Origin of the sequence: Halobacillus litoralis (assembly GCF_009856445.1) — a bacterium.
Classification (GTDB): domain Bacteria; phylum Bacillota; class Bacilli; order Bacillales; family Halobacillaceae; genus Halobacillus; species Halobacillus litoralis.
The window spans coordinates 739,984-759,919 of the sequence record NZ_WMFA01000002.1; the positions used below are offsets into that span (position 1 = coordinate 739,984).

General features: G+C 43.5%; 20 protein-coding genes. All 20 read left to right on the top strand.

What is annotated here, in order from left to right; translation table 11 throughout:
• Positions 1-6 precede the first annotated feature (6 nt).
• Positions 7-2,037 carry a flagellar biosynthesis protein FlhA gene (gene flhA, locus GLW00_RS09005; protein ID WP_160913226.1) on the top strand — a complete coding sequence of 677 codons (2,031 nt, stop codon included), beginning with the start codon at positions 7-9 and terminating at the stop codon, positions 2,035-2,037.
• Positions 2,034-3,140 carry a flagellar biosynthesis GTPase FlhF gene (flhF, locus tag GLW00_RS09010; RefSeq protein WP_160913228.1) on the top strand — a complete coding sequence of 369 codons (1,107 nt, stop codon included), beginning with the start codon at positions 2,034-2,036 and terminating at the stop codon, positions 3,138-3,140. The genes flhA and flhF overlap by 4 nt, the downstream gene beginning before the upstream one ends.
• Positions 3,124-3,984 (top strand): MinD/ParA family protein, encoded by an 861-nt coding sequence (locus GLW00_RS09015; RefSeq protein ID WP_160913230.1) that lies wholly within the window; start codon positions 3,124-3,126, stop codon positions 3,982-3,984. Before flhF ends, GLW00_RS09015 begins: the two co-directional genes overlap by 17 nt.
• Before the next feature lie 4 nt (positions 3,985-3,988).
• Entirely contained in the window at positions 3,989-5,041 is a 1,053-nt protein-coding gene (locus GLW00_RS09020; protein ID WP_160913232.1) for a protein-glutamate methylesterase/protein-glutamine glutaminase, read from the top strand.
• A gap of 4 nt (positions 5,042-5,045) precedes the next feature.
• Positions 5,046-7,052 carry a chemotaxis protein CheA gene (locus GLW00_RS09025; RefSeq protein ID WP_160913233.1) on the top strand — a complete coding sequence of 669 codons (2,007 nt, stop codon included), beginning with the start codon at positions 5,046-5,048 and terminating at the stop codon, positions 7,050-7,052.
• An 18-nt stretch (positions 7,053-7,070) separates the two neighbouring features.
• Positions 7,071-7,538, top strand: a complete 468-nt coding sequence (locus GLW00_RS09030; protein WP_160913235.1) for a chemotaxis protein CheW — start codon at positions 7,071-7,073, stop codon at positions 7,536-7,538.
• Positions 7,531-8,175: a chemotaxis protein CheC gene (locus tag GLW00_RS09035; RefSeq protein WP_160913237.1), complete on the top strand. Its 645-nt coding sequence runs from the start codon at positions 7,531-7,533 to the stop codon at positions 8,173-8,175. The genes GLW00_RS09030 and GLW00_RS09035 overlap by 8 nt, the downstream gene beginning before the upstream one ends.
• Entirely contained in the window at positions 8,162-8,665 is a 504-nt protein-coding gene (locus tag GLW00_RS09040; protein ID WP_160913239.1) for a chemotaxis protein CheD, read from the top strand. Before GLW00_RS09035 ends, GLW00_RS09040 begins: the two co-directional genes overlap by 14 nt.
• Positions 8,662-8,952, top strand: coding sequence for a hypothetical protein (locus GLW00_RS09045; protein ID WP_160913241.1), 291 nt, complete (start codon positions 8,662-8,664; stop codon positions 8,950-8,952). Before GLW00_RS09040 ends, GLW00_RS09045 begins: the two co-directional genes overlap by 4 nt.
• Before the next feature lie 43 nt (positions 8,953-8,995).
• A complete protein-coding gene (locus GLW00_RS09050) occupies positions 8,996-9,772 on the top strand; it encodes a FliA/WhiG family RNA polymerase sigma factor (RefSeq protein ID WP_160913243.1) in 777 nt (258 codons plus the stop codon).
• A gap of 87 nt (positions 9,773-9,859) precedes the next feature.
• The gene (locus GLW00_RS09055; RefSeq protein ID WP_160913244.1) at positions 9,860-10,348 is read left to right on the top strand and encodes a DUF6115 domain-containing protein; all 489 of its coding nucleotides are present in this window, start codon (positions 9,860-9,862) and stop codon (positions 10,346-10,348) included.
• 145 nt (positions 10,349-10,493) lie between these two features.
• Positions 10,494-11,231 carry a 30S ribosomal protein S2 gene (gene rpsB, locus GLW00_RS09060; protein WP_074734064.1) on the top strand — a complete coding sequence of 246 codons (738 nt, stop codon included), beginning with the start codon at positions 10,494-10,496 and terminating at the stop codon, positions 11,229-11,231.
• Positions 11,232-11,352: 121 nt separating this feature from the next.
• On the top strand, positions 11,353-12,237 hold the full coding sequence (tsf, locus tag GLW00_RS09065) for a translation elongation factor Ts (RefSeq protein WP_160913246.1): 885 nt from the start codon (positions 11,353-11,355) through the stop codon (positions 12,235-12,237).
• Between the two features lie 116 nt (positions 12,238-12,353).
• Complete coding sequence (gene pyrH, locus GLW00_RS09070; protein WP_089652386.1) at positions 12,354-13,076, top strand: UMP kinase; 723 nt, start codon at positions 12,354-12,356, stop codon at positions 13,074-13,076.
• A 2-nt stretch (positions 13,077-13,078) separates the two neighbouring features.
• Positions 13,079-13,636 carry a ribosome recycling factor gene (gene frr / locus GLW00_RS09075; RefSeq protein WP_089652385.1) on the top strand — a complete coding sequence of 186 codons (558 nt, stop codon included), beginning with the start codon at positions 13,079-13,081 and terminating at the stop codon, positions 13,634-13,636.
• Between the two features lie 270 nt (positions 13,637-13,906).
• On the top strand, positions 13,907-14,674 hold the full coding sequence (uppS, locus tag GLW00_RS09080) for an undecaprenyl pyrophosphate synthase (protein ID WP_160913248.1): 768 nt from the start codon (positions 13,907-13,909) through the stop codon (positions 14,672-14,674).
• 16 nt (positions 14,675-14,690) lie between these two features.
• Entirely contained in the window at positions 14,691-15,488 is a 798-nt protein-coding gene (locus tag GLW00_RS09085; protein ID WP_160913250.1) for a phosphatidate cytidylyltransferase, read from the top strand.
• Between the two features lie 20 nt (positions 15,489-15,508).
• Positions 15,509-16,654: a 1-deoxy-D-xylulose-5-phosphate reductoisomerase gene (dxr, locus tag GLW00_RS09090; protein ID WP_160913252.1), complete on the top strand. Its 1,146-nt coding sequence runs from the start codon at positions 15,509-15,511 to the stop codon at positions 16,652-16,654.
• Between the two features lie 106 nt (positions 16,655-16,760).
• Positions 16,761-18,017 carry an RIP metalloprotease RseP gene (rseP, locus tag GLW00_RS09095; protein ID WP_160913253.1) on the top strand — a complete coding sequence of 419 codons (1,257 nt, stop codon included), beginning with the start codon at positions 16,761-16,763 and terminating at the stop codon, positions 18,015-18,017.
• 145 nt (positions 18,018-18,162) lie between these two features.
• Positions 18,163-19,866, top strand: coding sequence for a proline--tRNA ligase (locus tag GLW00_RS09100; RefSeq protein WP_160913255.1), 1,704 nt, complete (start codon positions 18,163-18,165; stop codon positions 19,864-19,866).
• Positions 19,867-19,936 lie beyond the last annotated feature (70 nt).

Consider the following 19,936-nt stretch of genomic DNA (forward strand, 5'->3'; position numbering starts at 1 on the left):
ACCCTTATGTCAGCAAGAGATTTATCTGTACTTATCGGCGTGATTTTAATTATCGTCATGCTTGTCATACCGTTGCCGGGGTGGCTCCTTAGCTTTTTCATACTTATTAATATTACCCTTGCCCTGATTGTCATCCTTGTGTCTATGAACATGGATGAAGCTCTGCAGTTTGCTGTCTTCCCGACATTGCTATTATTACTAACTTTATTCCGCTTGGGGTTGAACGTTTCCACTACTCGTTCCATTCTCTCTGAAGCAGAAGCTGGAGGAGTGATTGCGACATTTGGAACGTTTGTCATTGGCGGTAACCCGCTTGTAGGTTTTGTGGTGTTCGTCATTTTGGTCATCATTCAATTTCTCGTCATCACAAAAGGGGCGGAAAGAGTCTCTGAAGTGGCCGCACGTTTCACACTGGATGCGATGCCAGGGAAACAGATGAGCATTGATGCAGACCTTAATGCAGGAATGATCAATGAACACCAGGCAAAAGAACGCAGGGGAAAAATTGAAAATGAAGCGGACTTTTATGGAGCGATGGACGGGGCGAGTAAATTCGTTAAAGGAGATGCCATTGCTGGGATCATCATCGTCTTGATCAACATTATCTTTGGACTGATCATCGGTATGGTTCAGATGGGCATGTCTTTCAGCGAAGCGATAGATACGTACATGCGCTTGACGGTAGGGGACGGCCTTGTCAGTCAAATTCCTGCCCTTCTCATCTCAACAGCGACGGGAATTGTTGTAACGAGGGTGGCTTCTGAAGGAAATTTGAGTACAGATGTCACCAGTCAGCTGCTTCGCTATCCGAAGCTGCTTTACATTGCTGCTGTGACCATCTTCCTTCTTGGTTTGACACCGATTCCGATCTTCCTGACTACACTCATTGCGGCTGTTCTTGCCTTTGGTGGGTATTGGTTATCCCGAGAGGAGAAAGAACCGGAATTTGATGAACCGGAAGAGATGGATGAAGCGGAGAGCGATCAAATGAAATCCCCAGAAAGCGTTGTAAACTTGATAAGTATGGACCCGATTGAGTTTGAGTTTGGGTATGCCTTGATCCCGATTGCGGATACGAACCAGGGAGGAGACCTCCTGGACCGTATCGTCATGATCAGAAGACAGTTGGCGATTGAACTTGGAATCGTCATCCCTGTTGTAAGAATCAGAGATAACATACAGCTGAACCCTAACGAGTACCGTCTTAAAGTGAAAGGGAACGAAGTGGCTCATGGGGAGCTTTTATTGGATCATTACTTAGCGATGAGCCCAGGAGATGATGATGGAATCGAAGGGATCGATACCCGGGAACCTGCGTTTGGCCTTCCTGCAAAATGGATTACGGAAGAACAGAAGGATGAAGCAGAACTATCCGGTTATACAGTGGTGGATCCTCCATCTGTTGTGTCAACACATATTACCGAAGTTATAAAACAGCAGGCTCATGCGTTGCTCGGAAGGCAGGAAACACAGCAGCTGATCGATCATCTGAAAGAATCTTACCCGATCCTTGTAGAAGAAGTTACACCAGAGCCGCTTCGTGTAGGTGATGTACAAAAAGTCCTTGCGAAATTATTACGAGAGAATGTCTCTGTGAAAAACCTGCCTGTTATTTTTGAAACGCTCGCTGATTTCGCAAGAATGACCAATGATACGGAGTTGCTGGCTGAATACGTGAGGCAATCTCTGTCCGCGCAAATTACGAACCAGTATAAAAAAGACAATCAATTAGTGAAAGTCATTACCGTTTCTGGAAAAGTGGAAAAGATCCTTGCCGATCATATCCAGCAGACAGAGCATGGAAGTTATTTAGCCCTGGATCCTGAAAATCAGCAGACCATTATTGCTGCGATTGCAGAACAGGTGGAGCAAATGTCCTTACAGGAAGAAACAGCCATCCTTCTATGTTCACCAGCGGTACGGATGTATGTAAAACAACTGCTGGATCGTTTCTTACCTCAAGTCGTTGTATTATCTTATAACGAATTAGATCCAACGGTAGAAGTCCAGAGTGTAGGGGTGGTGAATGTAGCGTGAGAGTGAAAAAATTTCAAGCGGCTACAATGCCGGAAGTCATCAAGAAAGTGAGAGCGGAATTAGGGGCGGATGCTGTGATCCTAAATTCCAAAGTGAAGAAATCGAATGGATTTTTAGGTCTGTTCCAAAAAGAGATCACAGAAGTCATTGCTGCCATTGACCCTTCTGATGAGCACGAGAGGACACCTGATCCAACGAGACGGGTTGATAAAATGGTAGAACAACCATCCCACGTCCACCCGAATCGTGAAATTATGGAGGAATTGAAAGAGCTTAGGTCCATCATTCAAAATCGAAAAGAAGCTTATCCTGAACCGCTTGAAATGGCTTATCAGTTTCTCTTAGGGCGTGAAGTCACGGAAGATGTAGCAGGAAATGTGATTGATCGTCTATTGGAAAAAAGAAAAAGTTTCAAAGATTTAACCGAGCTTGAAAACCACCTGAGACTGGAATTGCATGAATCTATGAAGCAGATGAAATTTGGGAAACCTGCTTTCGATAAGAAATTCATCCACTTAGTCGGACCTACGGGCGTGGGAAAAACGACCACGCTTGCGAAACTTGCGGCGGATGCCGCTTTAAATCACCAGTTGAACGTGGGTTTTATTACAACAGACACGTATCGGATTGCCGCGATCGATCAGTTGAAAACATATGCAAAAATTTTGGATATCCCTCTAGAAGTTGCTTATAGCATGGAGGATTACAAGAAGGCGAAGGAACGTTTTCAAGATTTCGACCTCGTACTTGTTGATACGGCAGGAAGGAACTTCAGGGATTCATTGTTCATCCGTGAACTGCAGAAGGTGATCGACTTTCATGAGGATTCGGATAACTTCCTTGTACTAGGATTGACGAGCAAGTTCACCGATATGAGTGAGATCCTTATGCAATTCAAAGATATTCCCATCCACCAGCTGATTTTCACTAAAGCCGATGAAACCGCAAGAAAAGGCAATGCCGTAAACATGGTCCTTACTCATGATGTCGGGGTCGCTTATTTGACGGATGGTCAGAATGTACCGGATGACATTAAGACAGCGTCCGCCATGGTCCTTGCTAGAGAAGTTGTAGAGGGTTTTGCACATGAAAGATCAAGCTGAAGTTCTTCGTATGCGTATGCAGGAGATGGAAGGAAACAAACAGGCGAAAACCATAGCTGTTGCCAGCGGGAAAGGTGGGGTGGGCAAGTCGAATTTTTGCGTCAACTTTGCGTTGCAGCTCATGAGGCAAGGCCGGAAGGTTTTGATCTTTGATTTGGATATCGGTATGGGAAACATCGATATTTTAATGGGGAAATCACCCAAAAGGACATTTGTGGACTTATTTAAGGAAGATATATCGATTCAGGATATTATTGAACGAGGACCAGAATCCCTGTCCTATATTGCCGGCGGTTCAGGACTCACTCGCATCTTTGAACTTGACGACGCGAAATTCAACTATTTTCAAAAAGAATTTGAACAGTTGATCAAGTCATTCGATTATATCCTCTTCGACATGGGGGCAGGGGCAACTCAAGACAGTTTGCACTTTATTAGTTCAGCCCACGAGGTGATCGTAGTGACTACTCCCGAACCCACTTCAATTACGGATGGTTACGCGATGATTAAGCATCTTGTACATAAAGACAACAGACTTCCGATTAAAATTCTCGTGAACCGTTCGTTTAATGAAAAGAGTGGCAGAGAGACTTTTGAACGACTAGCGGTTGTAGTCAAGAGGTTCTTAGCATCAGAAGTGACTTTATTAGGCGTTTTACCTGATGACAGATCTGTCCTTGAAGCCGTCAATAAACAGCGTCCATTTGTGATTGACAGACCTAAAAGCAGAGTGAGCCGATCCCTTGAGGAGCTGGTGCTTGGTTATTTGAACGAGAGCCGTACTCAGGCATCATCATCCTTTTCGTTCGTGGATAAATTAAGGAGATTTGTTTTTGAGAGGTAGAGAAATGAAACAGTTGAGGGTACTGATCGTCGATGATTCCGCCTTTATGAGGCGAATTTTGACGGATATATTAGAAAAAGACTATCGAATCATGGTTGTTGGCACCGCTAGGAATGGCAAAGATTGTCTGGATAAGTTGGACACCTTACGACCGGACGTCGTAACAATGGACATAGAAATGCCAGTCATGGATGGTTTAGAGGCATTACAAAAGATCATGGAAAGTTCTCCGCTCCCTGTAGTAATGGTTTCAAGTTTGACACAGGAGGGGGCGGAAAGCACGATGAAAGCCATGAGTCTTGGAGCTGTGGATTTTATACAAAAACCATCGGGCTCTATTTCTCTTGATATGGAAAAGGTAGACAAAGATGTTGTCCGCAAAGTTCTTATTGCAGGAGAGGCCAAAGTAAAGCCACCATCTACGATAATCTCTAGTAAAAAAGTCCGTGCCCCTGACGATATGAAAGAGGAAGGGCATCTGATTGCCGTAGGCACCTCCACCGGAGGACCCAGAGCGTTGCAGGAGGTTTTGACCTCTCTTCCTGGAAACCTTCCTGCCCCGATCTTAGTCGTTCAACACATGCCCAAAGGATTCACGAAATCTTTGGCTGAACGCCTCGACAGGCTGTCTGAAATTTCAGTGAAGGAAGCGGAACATATGGAGGAAATACATAAGGGCGTTGCTTATATCGCCCCAGGCGGGTACCACATGGAAGTGGTAAAGGATAACCAGCGTCTCAGGATTCATTTACATGAATCCAGTCCTCTAAATGGTCATAGACCTTCAGTGAATGTGATGTTCTCTTCCATTGCGAATCTACCGGGGTTCTCCACAACCACTGTCATCATGACAGGGATGGGGGCCGATGGCTTAGAAGGTATTCTTGCGATGAAAGAGCAGGGAAGGAACGTCTTCACGATCGCAGAAGATGAAAGTACCTGTGTTGTATACGGAATGCCAAAGGCAATCGTGAAATCTGGTCTTGCTGATGATGTCAGGAAATTAAATGAAATCAGTCGCAGTATTGTAGAATCTCTTCAAAATAAAAGGAGGTAGAGCTATGGAAACCAATCAATACTTGGAAGTTTTTATTGATGAAAGTAAAGAGCATTTGCAATCCATCAATGACCAACTTTTACAGTTGGAAAAAAATCCTCAGGACCTTACCATCGTCAATGAAATCTTCAGGTCGGCCCATACATTGAAAGGCATGTCAGCAACAATGGGATATCAGGATCTATCCAATTTGACACACAAGATGGAGAATGTCCTTGATGCTGTAAGGAATGAAAAAGTGTTGGTAGATGAAGGCATCTTGGATGTCGTTTTTGATTCTGTAGATGACTTGGAAGCAATGGTCATTGATATAGCGGAAGGCGGCTCGGGTGAAAGAAATGTCGAAAGAGTCGTCGAGTTATTAAAAAACATCGAAAACGGTGAAGGAGGGGCAGCGGAGCCTGCTGCGGCGTCTACATCAAAGAAGACGGAAACTGCCTCTTTACTTTCTATTGATGAATACACCAAAGCAGCTCTGGAACAATCTAGTGAACTGGGAAAAAGCAATTACCAGATTGAAGTTACATTAAGAGAAGATTGTCTTTTGAAAGCCGCCCGTGTCTATATGGTTTTTGAAATCTTAGAGCAGTCAGGGGATGTCATCAAGTCCTCTCCTTCTGTAGAAGCCTTGGAGAATGAAGATTTTGAAACGAGTTTCCAGGTTTTGCTCGTTACAGAGGATTCTCCGGAGGACATAGAAGGTCAAATTAAAAAAGTATCCGAAATAGAAAATGTACATGTCACTGTCTATCAAATTTCTGAAGAGACGAGAGAAGAAGCAGATTCGCAGTCTCCACAAAAAGAAAGGGATGGTCAAGAAAAGGCGCCTGTCCAAAAAGAAGAGAAAGAAGGGAAACAGGTAGGGAGTAAAACTATCCGCATCAACATTGATCGATTGGACGCTCTTATGAACTTATTTGAAGAGCTTGTGATTGATCGGGGTCGTCTTGAACAAATATCAGATGATTTAAAGCACACGGAACTACGTGAAACAGTCGAACGTATGACACGAATCTCTGGGGATTTGCAAAGCATCATCTTAAACATGCGTATGGTACCAGTCGAGCAGGTGTTCAATCGATTTCCCAGGATGGTCCGCCAGCTTTCAAAAGATTTGAATAAGAAGATTGATTTAAGTGTAGTAGGAGCTGAAACAGAACTGGATCGTACCGTCATTGATGAAATCGGTGATCCACTTGTGCATCTTATTCGTAACGCGATCGATCATGGAATTGAGGGTCCAGTAGAAAGAGAAGCCAAAGGGAAACCTGCCACAGGAAAGCTTGAATTGAAAGCCTACCACAGTGGTAATCATGTTTTCATTGAAATTTCTGATGATGGAGGCGGCATAAACCGTGACAAAGTTGTCCGAAAAGCTGTGAGCAATCGCGTGGTCACAGAAGAACAGGCAGCGGCTATGACAGACTCTCAAGTGTTCGATTTGATCATGGAAAGCGGTTTTTCAACGGCAGACACTATTTCTGACGTATCAGGTAGAGGTGTAGGACTTGATGTTGTGAAAAACACAATCGAATCTCTTGGCGGGAGTATTTCCGTAGACTCGGTACTTGATGAGGGGAGTATATTCTCCATCCAGCTGCCGCTCACCCTTTCCATTATTTCCGTAATGCTGGTGGAAGTACAAAAAGAAAAATACGCGGTCCCTCTTTCATCAATTATTGAGACGGCCATCGTGAAAAAAGAAGAAATCATGCATGCCCATAACAAAAAAGTCATTGACTTCCGAGGGAAAGTCGTACCACTCGTTTTTTTGAAAGATGTGCTGAGTGTACCGCAGGAATTGGATGAAGAGGAATACTACTCTGTTGTTATTGTTCGAAAAGGAGAAAAGATGGCAGCTCTCGTTGTTAATTCATTCATTGGTCAGCAGGAGGTCGTCTTAAAGTCGCTCGGCGACTACTTATCCGGAGCTTTCGCCATTTCAGGTGCGACGATTCTGGGAGATGGACAAGTCGCATTAATCCTCGACAGCAATGCCTTAATCAAGTAACAAAGGAGGGAAAAGAAAGTGGCAGAAGAAAATAAAAAATTGAAAGTGATTGTCTTTCAAATTAACAATGAAGAATACACCGTACCTGTTAATCTCGTAGGTTCCATCGAACGACTAATGCCGATCACCCGTGTCCCCGGCACAAAATCATTTGTAAAAGGAGTCCTGAACTTAAGAGGGGTCGTCACACCGGTCATCGATTTGAGACAAAGATTCGGGATTGAAGAAGTGGCGGATACGGATGCTACAAGAATCATCACAGTGAAAATCCATGAGATGAGTGTCGGCTTGATCGTGGATGCGGCAAACGATGTCCTCGACCTGGATGAAGAAAGCATCGAACCTCCACCAGAAGTGATAGGAACAGCTGAGGCGGATTATATCCAAGGGGTATCCAAATTGGATCAGCGCTTGTTCATTTTGTTGAATTTAGAAAAAGTTCTAGCCAAAGACGACGTTCATGAGTTGAATGAGCTTTATGTCTAATTCAAAAAAATTCATTGAAGAATTTGGTCCCATCCAGCTGGATGTTTTGAAAGAAATCGGCAATATAGGTTCAGGACATGCGGCTACATCTCTATCCAAACTGCTTCAGAAGAAAATAGAGATGAATGTCCCCGGTGTAGAAGTGGTGGACTTTGACCAAGTGATGGATCTCGCCGGGGGAGCAGATAAAGAAGTCGTCAGTATTTTTCAAAGAATGGAAGGCGAGGCTCCAGGCAGTATGTTCTTTCTCATGCCCCCTTTCCAAGCTCATCATTTTGTAGAACTTATGACAAATGCTTCCGAAGGTTTTGATAATGATGCGGGAATGGCTGTTTCTGCTCTCCAGGAACTAGGGAATATCCTGTCAGGGGCCTATCTTACCGCACTTTGCGATTTTACAGAATTGGATCTTCAATCAACGGTACCATCGATATCTCAGGATATGGTGGGGGCTATTCTAAGCATGGGATTAGTTGAACTTTCGCAAGTGAGTGACGCAGCCATTGTGATCAAGACTTCTCTTACGGATCGAGACGGAGGGGAAGGTGGATTCCTGGAAGGTCATTTCTTCCTCTTTCCTGATCCTCCCTCTTATCAGAAGATTTTTTCTTCCTTAGGAGTGAATGAAGGTGATTAAGGAAGGACAGGTCGTGAGAATTGGGATCGGAGACATGGGTATTGTCCATCCCCCGCATTTGATTCGTACTTCAGGGCTTGGTTCATGTGTTGGGATCGTACTTTATGACGATATTAAAAAACTGGCGGGAATGGCTCATATTATGCTTCCTGAAGCTTCCCTTGCAAAAAAGCAGGGACTGAAGAGAGCGAAATATGCAGATACAGCGATCGAAGATCTGATTACTGCCCTTAGAGGTGCTGGAGCGTCTTCCTATCGTTTAAAAGCGAAGCTTGCGGGTGGGGCCCAAATGTTTCAATTCACTTCCAACAGTGACATGATGCGTATAGGCCCAAGGAATGTGGAGGCGGTGAAAAAAAACCTTCAATCTCTTCATATTCCGATATTGGCAGCAGATGTCGGAGGTAAGAGCGGACGAACGATTGAATTCAATCCTGAGACAGCGAATTTGCATATAAAGAAAGTGAATCAAGGAGAAAGTGTGATTTGATGATGGGTACGCTTTTGTGGAATTTATGGACAGCCGTGTTTGGGTTTCTATTCGTTTTTTCAATCAGCACTCAAGTGACGAATTTTGATACCGCGATTTACAGGGGAACCATCGCCTTTTTAAGTTTTTTTGTACTCTCCTATGTATTTCGGGCGTTTTGGAGTTTCGTCACAGCTCCAGCCGATAATGAAGGCACTCATGAATCGGCTCAAACAGCATCATCATCGGATATGGATGTAGAAGAAACTTCAAAGATGGTGCGGGAGTTATTGAATGAAGATTCATAAAAGGTTTTAGTAATTAACCAATTAAAGGACGGGGAGGATTGGAATGACCAGCTGTTTATCTCCTCAAGAACAACAGTGGTGGAATATGTGGACACACGAGCAGGATGGAGAAGCTGCAAATCAATTGGTCCAGCAATACGACTATTTAGTGAGCTACCATGTTCAGCGGATCTCTGCTCATTTACCGAAGAGCGTCAGCAAAGATGATGTGAGAAGTTTAGGATTGTTGGGGCTTTATGATGCATTGAAAAAGTTTGATAGAACAAGGGATTTGAAGTTTGATACGTATGCTTCCTTCCGTATCAGAGGGTCAATCATGGACGGTTTACGAAAAGAAGACTGGCTCCCGAGATCTGTGAGGGACCGATCTAAAAAAATCGAACAGATGACAGAAAAGCTGGAGCAGGAATGGCAACGCCCGGTAAGTTCCCACGAGATTGCCGAAGCTCTAAGTATGTCTCCGGAAGAAGTGGAAGAGACTGTCAAGGACTCTCTTTTTGCAAATGTTCTCTCCATGGAAGAAAAAACAAATGATGGAAGCGAAGATCATAAAGAAGGAATTGGATATTCGATTCCGGATGATCGAGCATTTACACCCTCAGAATCGGTCATTAAAAAAGAAAACTATGAAGAATTGGCGAGAGAAATCGGTCGGTTAAACGAGAAGGAGCAACTGGTTATCAGTCTTTTCTATCATGAAGAGCTTACTTTGACGGAAATTGGTCAGGTTCTGGAATTGACAACCTCCCGGATCTCCCAAATCCATGCGAAAGCAATCTATAAGCTAAAAGGGTCTTTGCGGGAAATTGTAACCGTATAGAAGACCAGGGGATGAAACAGAAGGCAGTGAAGCGGTGATTGTGCCCCCCCTACATAAATGGAACAGAAATGAATGGTGTGAATAGAAATGACAGGATTTTTATTGATTTTCAGTTTTATTATTGATGGCGTTCTGCTCTTTTCACTCTTCATTATAATGAAGAAGGTCCGCAGAACCGAAGAACTTGAACTTAGACAAAAACAAGTGGCAGCAGAAATAGAGGATCTTTTCACTTCGTATTTAATGGAAATAAAAGAAGAAAACAAAAGAATGGAAAGCCTTGTCAGGAAGAACAGTCACTCCTCTGACTTTCATGATTCTCAAACAGAAGACAGAGGGGAAAGGGGAAAAAATCATCTGGATAAAGAAGTCATCACAAAGAAACAGATTTCCTCTACCTATACCCCGCCTGAGTTGGAAGAAACGGAAAGCTATCAGCCCTCTTTTCATTCACAGGTATTGGATTTGAAAGAAAAAGGTTATAGTATAGAGGAAATTGCAAAAATAATGGATAAAGGAAAGACAGAAATCGAATTACTCCTCAAATTTCATCAAAAACCTATGAAAAAAACTTGAATGCCCCGTTCTGTTGTGATATATTTACTGACGGTGTCAATACGCACGCCTTTGGATTCTCAAGTGAGGTTGCTCTTTTATAGAGTTCACTAGAGAAGATGAAAGAGGCGGAGGATACTAAAAAAACCAAACAGGAGGAACTATCATGTCTGTAATTTCTATGAAACAGCTACTTGAAGCTGGTGTTCACTTTGGACACCAAACCCGCCGCTGGAATCCGAAGATGAAAAAATACATCTTCACGGAGCGTAACGGGATCTACATCATCGACCTGCAAAAAACGGTCAAGAAAGTTGATGAAGCATTCAACTATGTAAAAGAGGTCGCTGCTGACGGCGGTAACATTCTTTTCGTAGGTACTAAAAAACAAGCTCAGGATACAGTTCGCGACGAGGCGACTCGTTGTGGCATGTATTACATCAACCAACGTTGGTTGGGTGGTACCCTGACAAACTTTGAAACCATCCGTAAGCGTATCAACCGTCTTAAAGACATTGAGCGCATGGAAGAAGACGGTACATTCGATGTACTTCCTAAAAAAGAAGTCGTCGACATGCTTAAAGAAAAAGATCGTCTTGTTAAATTCCTAGGCGGTATTAAAGAAATGAAGAGCCTTCCGGACGCAATGTTCGTGATCGACCCTCGTAAAGAGCGCATCGCGATTGCTGAAGCTCACAAATTGAATATTCCAGTTGTAGGTATCGTTGATACGAACTGTGACCCAGACGAAATCGATTATGTCATCCCTGCAAACGATGATGCAATCCGTGCCGTTAAATTGTTGACTTCTAAGATGGCAGACGCTGTTCTTGAAGCTAAGCAAGGGGAAGAAACAGAAACAACGGAAGAAACTGAAGCTGCTGTAGAAGCTGCTCAAGAGTAAGATGGGTCAAAAGGTGATAAGGGGGTATACCTTTATCACCTTTTTTAAAGAATCCGTAACAGCTCAAGCGTTTCAAAACGCAAGAGCTATACTTATATGCAACTAATAAGGAGGCTTTACAATGGCTGTAAATGCTAAAATGGTAAAAGAACTTCGTGAAAAAACGGGTGCTGGAATGATGGACTGTAAGAAAGCACTCACTGAAACTGATGGTGACATGGACAAAGCAATGGAATGGTTGCGTGAGAAGGGAATTTCCAAAGCAGCTAAGAAAGCTGACCGTATTGCTGCGGAAGGTTCTGCTGCAATTGAAATTTCCGGCAACACAGCTGTACTTTTCGAAGTAAACTGTGAAACGGACTTCGTAACGAAGAACGACCAGTTCAAGGACCTGCTTAAAGACTTGGGTCAGCACTTGCTTTCTCAAAAGCCTGCAACAGTTGAAGAAGCACTAGAACAGAAGCTTCACGGTGATGGAGAAGTACTTAGCAGCTATATCACAGAACGCGTAGCGAAAATCGGTGAAAAGATCTCCCTTCGTCGTTTCGTTATCAAAGAGAAAACGGATAACGATGCATTCGGTGCTTACCTTCACATGGGCGGAAACATCGGTGTGTTGACTGTCCTTGAAGGTTCTACAGATGAGTCTGCAGCGAAAGACGTTGCGATGCACGTAGCAGCTGTAAACCCTCGTTATGTTTCCCGTGAAGAAATTCCTGCAGAAGAAGCAGACAAAGAGCGTGAAATGCTTAAAACGCAAGCGATGAATGAAGGCAAGCCTGAAAACATCGTTGAAAAAATGGTCGAAGGCCGTTTGAACAAGTTCTTCGAAGAAATCTGCCTGCTTGATCAAAGCTTTGTTAAAGATCCAGACCAGAAAGTAAAACAGTTCGTAGCATCTACTGGTGGCCAAATCACTGGTTTCGATCGCTTCGAAGTTGGTGAAGGTATGGAGAAACGCGAAGAAAACTTCGCAGATGAGGTTATGAACCAGGTTAAAAAATAATGAACATGGAAAATAGGGGACACTTCCGGTGTTCCCTATTTTCAAACATGCTACATAATTGCAGAACGATGTGCAAAAAAATGTAGAGGAATACAGTTAAAACACGGGAGGTAACTATGACTACTGCTCGCTATCGTCGTATCGTATTAAAACTAAGTGGAGAGGCTTTAAGTGGAGAAGCAGGGTTTGGACTAGAACCCAGCATCATCAAATCAGTCTCCCGTCAGGTCAAAGAAGTGGCTGAACTCGGTGTGGAAGTCGCTGTCGTCGTCGGAGGTGGAAACATCTGGCGCGGTAAAGTAGGAGCCGAGATGGGAATGGATCGTGCAAACGCTGATTATATGGGGATGCTTGCAACGGTCATGAACTCTCTTGCCCTTCAGGATAGTCTGGAAAACTTAGGGATTCCGACCCGTGTCCAAACTTCCATTGAAATGAGACAAGTAGCGGAACCATACATCCGCAGAAAAGCGATTCGTCATCTGGAAAAGAAACGCGTCGTCATTTTTGCGGCTGGGACAGGGAACCCATACTTCTCTACTGACACAACAGCTGCTCTAAGAGCTGCAGAAGTGGAAGCGGATGTAATCTTAATGGCGAAGAACAATGTAGACGGTGTTTATACAGATGATCCTAAAACCAATGAAGATGCTGTGAAGTACGATCAGCTCTCTTACATGGACGTTTTGAATGAGGGTCTTGGGGTCATGGATTCTACAGCTTCATCATTATGTATGGACAACGATATCGATTTATTGGTATTCTCAATAACAGAAGACGGAAACATCAAGAAAGCCGTAATGGGCGAAAATATTGGAACTATTGTGAGGGGGAAATAATTATGTCTGATGCAGTAATTAATGAAACGAAGCAACAAATGGAACAAGCGACACAAGCGTTCTCTCGTCAGCTTGCAACGGTCCGTGCAGGACGTGCGAATCCTTCAATTCTTGATAACGTGTACGTGGATTACTACGGAGCTGCGACTCCATTGAACCAACTGGCACAAGTCTCTGCACCTGAACCGCGTTTACTTGTCATTACACCATATGATAAGAGTGCGATTGCAGAAATTGAAAAAGCGATCCAGAAAGCAGACCTTGGCTTGTCTCCTTCTAGTGACGGAAATGTTGTACGAATCAACATTCCTGCACTGACTGAAGAACGTCGTAAAGACCTTGCTAAAGTTGTAGGAAAGTATTCGGAGGAAGCGAAGGTGCAAATCCGTAACATTCGCCGTGACTCCAATGACCGTCTTAAAAAGCTTGAAAAAGATGGCGAGCTAACGGAAGATGACCTTCGTTCTTACCAGGATGACGTTCAGAAGGTCACAGACCAGCACGTTGAGAAAATCGATCAACTTGCAAAAACAAAAGAAGAGGAAATCATGGAAGTATGATTCTCCAATTCTATATGCCTTAAGGTGTATCAAGCCGCGCTGTAGATGTTTGGCAGCGCGGCTTTTATTTTAGTTTAGCCTCAAATATTTACTTGAGGAGGAAAAAATCCTTTAGAGACTTTTATCAATAGGCTTGAGCGCGTACGCAGACATGATGTTACACGATTCGTGTAGATACGTGTGTTCCTTGAGTCTCTTTAAGGATTTCGGCATGATATTTGAATTTAGTATATAATAAATAGATGGAACAATTGGACTGGAGGATTGAACATGCCTATCAAGTTTCCATTCAAAAAAGATAAAAAGCAGCCCCGCACCGAGCCATTAGGCCTTGAAGAAAACCATATTCCTCAACATGTTGCGATCATTATGGACGGAAATGGAAGATGGGCGAAGAATAGAGGAATGCCTCGGATTGCCGGACATAAAGAGGGCATGGGCGTCGTGAAGAGAATCGTTCGATATGCTTCAGATGTCGGTGTGAAGGTACTTACCCTTTATGCTTTTTCTACGGAAAATTGGAAACGCCCGAAAAATGAGGTAGACTTTCTTATGAAGCTTCCTGTCGATTTTCTAAGTACATATTTGCCTGAACTGATCGAGCGAAATGTCCAAGTCCGGACCATCGGTGATTTCGACGTCCTGCCTGACCATACTCAAAAGGCCGTCAAAGAAGCGATGGAAAAAACGAAGAACAATAATGGGCTGATTCTCAATTTTGCGCTGAATTATGGAAGTCGTTATGAGATGGTGCATGCAGTCAAGCAAATTGCTTCTAAAGTACAAAAAGGAGAAATGGACATTTCAGACATTGACGAATCCATGTTCTCTCAAGAATTGTACACGTCAGAGTTGATTGAACCTGATCTGCTTATCCGGACGAGTGGAGAACAAAGGTTGTCAAACTTCTTATTATGGCAGTTGGCCTATGCTGAATTTTGGTTTACAGAGGTTTATTGGCCGGACTTTGATGAAAGTCATTTTGAAAAAGCTCTTTATGACTTCCAAAATCGTAAACGTCGTTTCGGCGGAGTATAAGGTGTGAAAAAGACTTATGAAACAAAGAACAATTACAGCTATCGTTGCAGCACTTATTTTCCTTCCCATTGTTATGTTGGGAGGATGGCCTTTTAAGGCGTTTGTGTATATCATTGCAAGCATCGCATTGCTTGAATTGGTACGTATGAAAAAAATAGCCCGCTATTCGGTAGCCTCTGGACTTGGGTTGCTTCTGATGTGGGCCTTGATGTTCCCGTATGAGGTATTCGATGAAACCATCACCTCAGAGGACCTCATTACCAAATCCGAAATTACACTACTGGCGGTACTTGTACTGTTAAGTTACACAGTGCTTGTCAAAAACCGTTTCACTTTTGATGATGCTGGTTTTCTTTTATTATCAGCCATCTATATTGGAATGGGATTCAATTATCTAATGGAGACACGGCAAGAGGGACTGGAATATATCTTCTTTGCATTGTTTGTCGTATGGGCAACAGACACAGGTGCTTACCTGTTCGGTCGTGCGTTAGGTAAACATAAGCTTTGGCCTCAAATCAGTCCGAAGAAGACCATCGAGGGCTCCGTTGGTGGGATCATCCTTGCCTGTGTAGTCGCACTGATTTTCCAATTGGTTTATCCTCTTGAACATTCGATGATTATCGTGTTACTAGTCACTGTACTTGTTTCGATTGCCGGACAAATAGGGGACCTTGTGGAATCGGCATTCAAACGGCACTATGCAGTGAAAGATTCAGGGAAAATCCTGCCCGGACACGGGGGTGTATTGGATCGGTTTGACAGTCTGATTTTCATTTTACCGATCCTGCATTTGATTAACTTTATTTCATAGGAGAGAGGGGCCATGGAACAATGAAGCAAGTATCGTTACTTGGGGCAACGGGTTCAATTGGAATTCAAACCCTTGATGTACTTCGGTTGCACCCAGATCAATTTTCTTTATATGCCATGGGGTTTGGGAGAAACGTCGAAAAAGCTCTTCCTTTGATTCGAGAGTTCAAACCTGCCATGATTGTCGTTCAAGATGAAGAAACGAAGAGAAAACTGGAAAAAGAAGTGACTCACTCACAAATTCTTTGTGGTGGAGAAGGTTTAATTGAGGCAAGTGTAGCCGAACCTGTAGATGTAGTCGTAAACGCAGTCATGGGGAGTATCGGATTACCAGCGACTTTAAAAGCGATTCAATCCAAAAAACAAATCGCGATTGCGAACAAGGAAACCCTCGTGACAGCAGGGCATCTCGTCATGGAAGAAGCTAAAAAACATGAGGTCAACCTTCTCCCTGTAGACAGTGAACATTCGGCAATTTTTCAGGCATTGAACGGTGAGCAGAGGAAAGACATCAATAAACTTATCATTACCGCATCTGGTGGAAGCTTCAGAGATCAAACAAGGGAAGAACTTGTCGGAGTGACAGTGGATGATGCATTGAATCATCCAAACTGGAAGATGGGGGCGAAAATCACCATTGATTCTGCATCTATGATGAACAAAGGATTAGAAGTTATTGAGGCGCACTGGCTTTTTGATGTACCTTATGACCAGATTCATGTTATTCTTCATAGAGAAAGTGTCATCCATTCCATGGTTGAATATGTGGACAGGAATGTCATTGCACAATTAGGAACACCGGATATGAAAGTTCCTATCCAATACGCATTGACCTACCCTGAAAGGAAAGAACTTCCGATCACCAAAAACTTGAATTTGGAAGAGATCGCAACGTTGAATTTTCAAAAGATGGACATGGATCGTTTTCCTTGCTTGAGAATGGCATTTGAAGCAGGAAGAGCAGGCGGATCCATGCCGACAGTCTTGAATGCGGCTAACGAAGAAGCTGTGCAGCAGTTCCTCGAAGGCAGAATTTCCTTTCTTGACATTGAAAAATACATCGGTCAAGCATTAGAAAACCATGACAGGATTCATAACCCTGACTTGTCTACCATAATTTCTATAGATAAGGAAACGAGGGAAAGAGTTCGTTTCCAAATAAATTAAGAGCTCTGGTTGTTGGAGAAGTTCATGCGGCCGTCTAAACGTTGATGGTTCACTTCCGCTATTCACATCCATAGAACAATGAGAGCTAAAAAGGAAGGTGCTTCATTTGACTACAGTGGTTGCATTTATTCTTATGTTCGGACTTTTGGTGTTCGTGCATGAGTGGGGGCATCTCATATTTGCCAAACGGTCGGGAATGCTCGCAAGGGAATTTGCGATAGGATTTGGACCTAAGATTTTTGCATTCACTCGAAATGAAACTCTTTATACAATCCGTCTTCTTCCCATTGGCGGTTATGTTCGAGTTGCAGGTGAAGATCCAGAAATCGTAGAATTGAAAGCAGGCCATCATATTGGTCTTGAATTCAATGAAGCGGGGAAAGTAAATAAAATCATCGTAAACAATAAAGACAAGCATCCTCACGCACGTGTGATTGAAGTCGAACGAGCGGATCTAGATCATCGCCTTGTCATTGAAGGTTATGAAATCGATGAAGATGAAAAACTCTTCTTTGAAGTAGACCAAAAAGCAATGTTCGTCATGGATGAAAAGGAAACGCAAATTGCTCCTTACAACCGACAATTCGCATCCAAATCTGTCCCGCAGCGTGCGATGCAGCTTTTCGCAGGGCCCATGATGAACTTCGTATTGGCTATTGTATTGTTCATGATCCTTGGTTTCATTCAAGGTGTCCCTTCAAACGAAGCCAAGCTAGGAGAAATCCAGGACAACTCGCCTGCATCACAGGCTGGTTTGCATGCTGGTGATGAAATCGTTGCAGTGGACGGTGAATCCGTAAGTACATGGGAAGAGTTCACCACCATCATCCGTGCTCATCCAGAGGAAGAAGTGACATTGACGGTCAATCGAGAAGGAGCAACGAATCAGTTGAGCGTCACTCCGGCCGCTGTTGAAAGTAGAGAAGCGACCATCGGCCAAGTAGGTGTCGCCCGGGCTTTTGAAGAATCATTTGCGAAAAAATTAACGTTTGGATTTACACAGACCTATGAGTGGTCAGCATTGATATTAACGAATCTTGGTAAATTAGTGACCGGACAGTTTTCATTAGATATGTTGTCAGGACCTGTCGGCATATATGATGCCACTGACCAGGTCGTCCGCACAGGATTTACGAATTTCGTCATGTGGACATCTATCTTAAGTATTAACCTCGGGATTGTGAACCTTCTTCCACTCCCTGCTTTGGATGGAGGACGTCTGTTGTTCGTAGGTCTTGAAGGGCTTAGAGGAAAGCCGATTGATCCTCAAAAAGAAGGGATCGTACATTTCATAGGGTTTGCATTACTCATGTTATTGATGCTCGTAGTCACATGGAACGATATCCAACGTTTATTCTTGTGATTGATTTATAGCTGGAAGTCCTGAGGTGATCGGAGATTCCCAGGCTTCCGGCTTCTTTTTATTAACTTCAAAAAGATAGGGAATCTTTGAGACTAGTGAATTCCCCCTTTTATACATTTTGATTAAATAGAACTGAGGTGCATTTATGAGACAAAGTCATATGTTAATACCTACCCTTAAAGAAAACCCTGCGGATGCTGAAATCAAGAGCCACCAGCTCCTCGTTCGCGCTGGTTACATACGCCAGATCGCATCAGGCATCTACAGCTTCCTTCCGATCGGCCGCCGTGTATTAAGCAAGGTTGAAAATATCGTTAGGGAAGAGATGGAAAAAATCGGTGCCCATGAAATGGCCATGCCCGCTCTTGAGCCTTCCGAACTCTGGAAGGAAACGGGACGTTGGACGACCTTCGGTTCGGAACTGATGCGTTTGAACGACCGCCACAATCGGGAGTTCGCCCTTGGTGCGACACACGAAGAAGTCATCACAAGTCTTGTAAGACATGAAGTGAAAAGTTATAAGCAGCTTCCTTTGACGGTTTTCCAAATTCAAAATAAATTCCGTGATGAAGCACGTCCTCGCTTCGGTCTTTTACGTGGAAGAGAATTTTTAATGAAGGACGCCTATTCTTTCAATGAATCCTATGAAAGCCTTGACGAAACCTATGACAAAATGTTCGAAGCCTATTCGAATGTATTCAGACGCTGCGGTTTGAACTTCCGTGCTGTCATCGCGGACTCCGGAGCCATGGGCGGGAAAGATACCCATGAGTTTATGGTTTTATCTGAAGTAGGTGAGGATGTCATTGCCTATTCCGATACTTCCCGTTATGCAGCAAACATTGAAATGGCCCCGGTTGTTGCAACGTATGAAAAGTCCTCAGCGGCTCCTGAAACGTTGGAAAAAGTCGAAACACCGGGTCAAAAGACAATGAAGGATGTAGCCGAATTCCTGGTACATGATGTACAGGAAGGCATCAAGTCGATTCTTTTCCAAGTGGATGAGAAATTTGTGCTTGCCCTTACTCGTGGGGATCATGAAGTGAATGATGTCAAGTTGAAGAATCTATATGATGCCGATATCGTTGAACTGGCTTCAGAAGAAGATACTAAACGCCTCCTCGGATCAGGGTTTGGTTCCCTTGGACCAATTGGAGTACCTGAAGAAGTGGAAGTTGTTGCCGATCATGCTGTAGAAGCCTTGGTTAACGTATCATGTGGAGCTAATGAAGAAGGCTATCACTTTAAGAATGCGACACCTGAAAGAGACTTTGAAGTCAAGTCATATGCCGACTTACGATTTATTGAAGAAGGAGATCCATCACCGGATGGAGAGGGAGTCATCAAGTTTGCCCGAGGGATTGAAGTGGGACATGTCTTCAAATTGGGTGAATTTTATTCCGAGCGGATGAATGCGACTTTCCTTAATGATCAAGGAAAAGCGAAAACCATGATCATGGGCTCCTACGGTATCGGCGTATCCCGTACGCTTGCAGCAATCGTGGAACAATACCACGATGATAGAGGGATCACATGGCCGAAGAATATTGCCCCATATCAAGTCCATCTGCTTTCATTAAATCCTAAAAAAGAAGAACAGAAAGAATTGGCAGATCAATTATATGACACACTGCTTGATGCAGGGATCGAAGTCTTATATGATGATCGTAAAGAACGTGCCGGTGTGAAATTTGCCGACAGCGATCTTTTCGGTGTACCCGTAAGGATTACGGTAGGAAAACGTGCCGGTGAAGGCGTTGTCGAAGTGAAGGAACGTGCAACGGGCGATCAGAATGAATTAGAAACTAGTGAAGTCTTAGAATATATAAAGAACTGGTACAAAGCCTAATATTTTTTGGAAAACTATACCCTTGCTAAAGGAAAGAGCAAGGGTTTTTCCATGTCGGGTGTTGGGTTAG